A 5,091-nucleotide genomic window follows, 5' to 3' on the forward strand; every position below is an offset into this window, starting at 1 on the left:
ATAAGCCCTGTGACTTTATGGAACGATGGTTTACCAGTACTTTTTGAGAAGTTACAAATCGAGTCGTTGGCTACTGTTGAATCAGTGGCTATATGAACTTTATTTTTCCGCAGCTGTCTAACTTTTGTCTTATGAATTTTACTCAATCCTCAATTGTTTTTTGTGAAGACAAAAGGAAACCTATGTCAAGCCCATCTTCGCAACCGGCAATCTTTGGCGCAGACAGCACTGGCTGGAATTTCCCGCCCCGGGATGACCTTTCGGCAAGTTCCACCACCATCAACTTTCCGGATACCCACAAAGTTCCGGCGTTTGGTTTGCGAAATACGACGTTGACCCTGCATGAAGAGCAGAACCTGAAGATTCAAGGCTATTCCGCCGAAGAAATCGCAACGTCGGAAAAAGCCCTGATCCAGCGCAATATTACCCCGGGCCAAAGTAATATCGTTGCTCATCTTCAGTCAGACAACGGTGATACGCTGGGCTCTATTAAAAAATGCATTGAAGACGGGTTGAGTTCCACCGCAGGTGCTCAGGGCAAGCTGCAACTGATGATAGAACTGCAAAGCTACACCAAATCATGTGTTAAAACCGCAACTGAGAATTTCAATCGCTACTATTCTTCCTTCTGGCCAGATCACCACAGCATCGTAACTATGGTCAACAAATGGCCCAAGGCATTGCAACGACAGGCTGCTGATATTTGCAAAAGCTGGCCAGAGCTGCTTGTTGACAATGCTGTACAGGTGGATTTCAGCTCCAGCATAAGTATCTGTTCCCATTTCCTTAATCATAAGTTGGCGCCACTGCATTGCCAGTCATTTTTCCGACTGGTCAAGGATATCTGGTTTGATGCCCTGAGTTGTAAAAATACCTGTGCCATCGACAGAGTCAGTCACTTGCTGGTTTCGTTTGCCTGGGAAATGTCCTTCAATTTTTATTATTGGCACGGTGGCTCCCCCACGCACGACCGTCACGAGCGATTTGAGCAGGCGGTTCAGCAAATGCTGCAAGAAGGTATTTCCTGCATTGATGATATTGACGCGTTTGCATTTATGCTGGTAACCAAGCCCCACATCTGGTGCCATCATAAAAGTGATGTTCTGCAACTGATGGTCTGCAGGGCGCTCAAAGGCCGGGACCAGCAACTGTCTCCATTCTGTGCTCAGTGGCGGGAGAATCCAAACAGCCACGAACAAATCACTAAAACGGTAGAAACAGAGATCATCCCTGACACCGCCTCCGCCATGCATTACCTTAACGGCATTCACAGTTACCTGATGCAATACAGGGACAGACACCCTAACTGCAGCGACAGAAGCCAAATTCATAACGCGGAATACTTTGATCCGGTTACCCGGCAACTAAAATCAACAATCCTTGCCCCTGACATGATAACCACACCCACTCTTGAGGAGACAGGCGCGGCTCTCTCAGCCTATTTCAATTTCGGTCCGGACCAGGAGGGGTATCAGAATTTGTCGTCAGAGGGAACAGGTGATTTTCGGACAAACAGGAAAGTGCCAGATCCTTCCAAGCCCGGATATTTTGGACTTCTGGAAAGTACTGATAACGCAGAAAACCCGAAACCAGACACAAACGCAGAATTGAACACCAGGCGTAAAAGGAAGTCGGCCAAACCATCCGTGATGCCAAGAAGTTTCATTAAGCATTGGTGATCCTATAAAATCAGCGCCAGAAAATCCTCACCCGGCACTTAACTGTTTCTGTCGTTCAAGGATGCTGTGGCACTTAAGATTGTCCTACTAAAATTCCTGCTTCTTCGTCAAATAGCCCCGCTATTCTCGTCAGAATCAGAAATTTTTATCCACAATTTCTCGCAATCCTTGCTACGGACGCTTAAGTCAGACAGGTTTCTTGCCCCTGTGCTCTCCACCTTATTCACCAGAACTTTCAGAAGACACTCGTTTCTGTGGAATTTTGCAGAAACCTTCTGCAGGAACATCCAGGGCAGCGTTGAATTTGCTGGACATGTTCTGAAAAGCGATCAGGCCAGTCAGTTCAATAACAGCGTCATTATTGAAATGCTCTTTTAGCTGTTTCATCAGACCAGGGGTTACCTGTCGGTCGCTGTAGGTAACAGCTTCTGTATATTCCAGGGCAATACGCTCCTGTGCATTGAAAAGGTCAGAGTGTTGCCAGTTATCCAGTGCTTCTACTTTATCCATGCTGCCCGTACGTTTTGCCAGGGTCATGGCATTAACGTCAACACAGAAGGCGCACCAGTTAACCTGGGATACTCTGACGGTAACCAGCGAACGCAGTTCCGGTGACAGGGGGGATTTTTTTCGATCCAGAACGCCGTAGAGCGCGGCTACAGCGGCAAATAAACGGGGAACTCTTGCCCATAACAAGCCTGGCTTAAGGACTTTTCCATAGCGACGTTTCTGGCTCCAGAAAAAAGGCATTAGCCACCAGGGATAAGAGCGAAGGGGTTTATCCGGTACATACATGGCTGATTCCCAACTTGCAGTTCCATACTAGGTCAACCGATGGTCGCAGGAAAGTTGGATATCTACAATCCTGTTGTTGGTTTTTTCTATTCGAATATATGTAATAACATATGGTGACAGTCAGGTATTTTCTTTAAAATGTCCTGCTTTATGATTCCAATGAAGAAGAGGTCGTCTCATGGACGTAATGGAGCAAATAAAAGAACAGGTTGAATCCCATGATATCCTGCTTTACATGAAGGGCTCTCCCAAGTTACCGCAGTGTGGTTTCTCCGCCAAGGCGGTTCAGGCGTTGATGGCCTGTGGCGAACAGTTCGCTTTTGTCGATGTGCTGGCTAACCCGGAGATTCGTGCTAATCTTCCCAAGTATGCCAACTGGCCGACATTCCCACAGCTGTGGATTAAGGGTGAGCTGATTGGTGGCAGTGACATCATTATTGATATGTTTAACAGCGGTGAGCTGAAGCAGTTGATTGCTCACGCTGCTGATTCTGCTGAAGGGGCAGAAGACTGATTCTATAATCGATTTTGGCCTTCCCTTCCGGTGTGATAAAACCGGAAGGCAGTTCTTCTTTTTGGTTAAAACTCTTTAGTTGTTTAATTCCATCGAATCTCTACAGTCCATTGCCGAATTCATTGAGTCCCTGTCAGCTTCGCCTTCATTCTGGAATTTTTCCAAGGGTTGTTCTTCCGGAGCAAAGTCATAAGGTAAAGAGTGAAAACCAAATAAGTCTGACTGTGCTGATATCAAAGTATCCAGAGGCTCTTGACAGGTGATGGGATCATTGACTGGAGGTGCTGAGTTGCATAGCTTTTTGGGAGAAGGTTCAGTATTTACATAGCTCTGGCTGAACATTGTTGTCGCTGTTGTTGAAAAGGCTGCGGGTAAAGTTGCTGCAGGTATCACTTGCTGCCCTGAAGTACCAGGATAAGAGTGAAACCTTTCCGGTTTTGGAGGGCCACTTTTTTTCTTACATGAGAGCTTTGTTTTAGCTTTTAAAATCACCCTTTCGCTTAAATTTTCAGGTCCAGCCACAGGACGTTGATTCTTTTTAACATTGGTGTGAGCTGAGAGTGATAAGCCAGCAAATGCTTTTTGTATTTCCTGATCACACTCTTCATCGCTTTCTGGTTCATTTTCCGAAGTTTTTATTGTCTGTTCAGGTTTTATGGAAAAGGGAGAAAATGCAGAGTCTTCTCCAGACAGGACGTAGCTTGATGGCGGGTGCGTGGTAACTTTCAGGCCTCTGCTGGTTTGTCCAATATCTGGTTTTCTTGTGGGATTTGGCTTTTTGACACCATCATCGGGTGCTGCATTCCAGAATAGCACCGGCCTTGTAGGGGGTACGCCAGTATGTTGCATAGACACACACCAGGATAAGTTATTTCTAAAATTACTCTGATATTTTAATTTCCAATTGGTTCATTTTCTTTGTACGAAAAATATCGATAGCTTTCTGATTCTGGTTTGTCTATGGCTTGTAATAAAAAAAGTAGCTATTTGTCTCTACTGCGGTAGGCGAAAACCGTGGTCCTGTGTATCATTATACCCGCAGTTTTTGTGGTGTGTGATTCAATGCGGGATTGTATATTAATTGTACTATCGTATTAAAATGCACAACTTTGTAAACCATAGCTTTGTAAAACATAGCTTTGTAAAACATAGCTTTGTAAAGCATAGGAGAAATACTTATGGGTGTTTTAGTAGGCAAGAAGGCTCCTGACTTCACAGTCCCCGCTGTACTGGGTGATGGTTCTATTGTTGATGCCTTTACCCTGTCCGAAGCCATCCGTGGTAAGTACGGTCTGCTGTTTTTCTACCCACTGGACTTCACTTTCGTATGTCCTTCTGAACTGATTGCTTTGGATCACCGTATGATCGCTTTCCAGGAGCGTGGTGTTGAAGTGATCGGTGTTTCCATTGACTCTCACTTTACCCACAATGCCTGGCGTAACACTCCTGTTGACCAGGGCGGTATTGGTCAAGTGAAATACACCCTGGCTGCTGATATGACACATGACATCTGTAAGTCTTATGACGTCGAGTCTGAGGGTGGCGTAGCCTTCCGTGGTGCTTTCCTGATCGATAAGGAAGGTCTGGTTCGCTCCCAGATCGTTAATGACCTGCCGCTGGGCCGTAACATGGATGAACTGATTCGACTGGTCGACGCTTTGCAGTTCCATGAAAAGCACGGTGAAGTTTGCCCGGCTGGCTGGAATAAGGGGGATAAGGGCATGACAGCTTCTCCAGACGGTGTGGCCCAATACTTGTCAGAGAGTGCTGATGGCCTCTAAGACCGTGTAGCGGTTGGAAAATGCCATATATACAGTTTTTTTTAAAAGTTTTTTGCAGTGGAATACTTGACTCACAGCAAAATAACCTTATCATTCGCTGCCGTTGGTTGGTGACGAGATGTCACTGCCAGGCATAGTTCCCTGATAGCTCAGTTGGTAGAGCAAGTGACTGTTAATCATTGGGTCGCTGGTTCGAGTCCAGCTCGGGGAGCCACTTGCTCTGTATATCAGCCTGTGGCTGATGCAGTAAGGGTCGTTAGCTCAGTCGGTAGAGCAGTTGGCTTTTAACCAATTGGTCGTAGGTTCGAATCCTACACGACCC

General features: G+C 46.1%; 5 protein-coding genes and 2 tRNA genes. 5 read left to right on the forward strand and 2 right to left on the reverse strand.

Features of this window, described 5'->3' with window-relative positions; genetic code table 11:
• Positions 1-182: 182 nt before the first annotated feature.
• Positions 183-1,679 carry a hypothetical protein gene (locus KDK15_RS14220; RefSeq protein WP_257296047.1) on the forward strand — a complete coding sequence of 499 codons (1,497 nt, stop codon included), beginning with the start codon at positions 183-185 and terminating at the stop codon, positions 1,677-1,679.
• A 219-nt stretch (positions 1,680-1,898) separates the two neighbouring features.
• Here the strand turns inward: KDK15_RS14220 and KDK15_RS14225 are convergent, their stop codons facing one another.
• Positions 1,899-2,474 (reverse strand): carboxymuconolactone decarboxylase family protein, encoded by a 576-nt coding sequence (locus KDK15_RS14225; protein ID WP_257296048.1) that lies wholly within the window; start codon positions 2,472-2,474, stop codon positions 1,899-1,901.
• A 178-nt stretch (positions 2,475-2,652) separates the two neighbouring features.
• On the opposite strand from KDK15_RS14225, the gene grxD reads away from it, so the two are divergent.
• Entirely contained in the window at positions 2,653-2,988 is a 336-nt protein-coding gene (grxD, locus tag KDK15_RS14230; RefSeq protein ID WP_257296049.1) for a Grx4 family monothiol glutaredoxin, read from the forward strand.
• 75 nt (positions 2,989-3,063) lie between these two features.
• Here grxD and KDK15_RS14235 read toward each other — a convergent pair whose 3' ends face one another.
• Positions 3,064-3,837, reverse strand: coding sequence for a hypothetical protein (locus tag KDK15_RS14235; protein WP_257296050.1), 774 nt, complete (start codon positions 3,835-3,837; stop codon positions 3,064-3,066).
• Positions 3,838-4,166: 329 nt separating this feature from the next.
• On the opposite strand from KDK15_RS14235, the gene KDK15_RS14240 reads away from it, so the two are divergent.
• The 3 genes from KDK15_RS14240 to KDK15_RS14250 all read left to right on the forward strand — a co-directional run bounded on the left by KDK15_RS14240 (position 4,167) and on the right by KDK15_RS14250 (position 5,091).
• Positions 4,167-4,769 carry a peroxiredoxin gene (locus KDK15_RS14240; RefSeq protein WP_257296051.1) on the forward strand — a complete coding sequence of 201 codons (603 nt, stop codon included), beginning with the start codon at positions 4,167-4,169 and terminating at the stop codon, positions 4,767-4,769.
• Positions 4,770-4,907: 138 nt separating this feature from the next.
• Positions 4,908-4,983, forward strand: a tRNA-Asn gene (locus tag KDK15_RS14245).
• 36 nt (positions 4,984-5,019) lie between these two features.
• Positions 5,020-5,091: transfer RNA gene (locus KDK15_RS14250), tRNA-Lys, on the forward strand.

This window comes from Endozoicomonas sp. YOMI1 (genome assembly GCF_024606345.1).
In the GTDB taxonomy this organism is placed as follows: Bacteria; Pseudomonadota; Gammaproteobacteria; order Pseudomonadales; family Endozoicomonadaceae; genus Endozoicomonas.

Coding starts and splice junctions, on each gene's coding strand:
- KDK15_RS14220 (WP_257296047.1), top strand. CDS start 183: ATGTCAAGCCCATCTTCGCAACCGGCAATCTTTGGCGCAGACAGCACT.
- KDK15_RS14225 (WP_257296048.1), bottom strand. CDS start 2,474: ATGTATGTACCGGATAAACCCCTTCGCTCTTATCCCTGGTGGCTAATG.
- grxD (WP_257296049.1), top strand. CDS start 2,653: ATGGACGTAATGGAGCAAATAAAAGAACAGGTTGAATCCCATGATATC.
- KDK15_RS14235 (WP_257296050.1), bottom strand. CDS start 3,837: ATGCAACATACTGGCGTACCCCCTACAAGGCCGGTGCTATTCTGGAAT.
- KDK15_RS14240 (WP_257296051.1), top strand. CDS start 4,167: ATGGGTGTTTTAGTAGGCAAGAAGGCTCCTGACTTCACAGTCCCCGCT.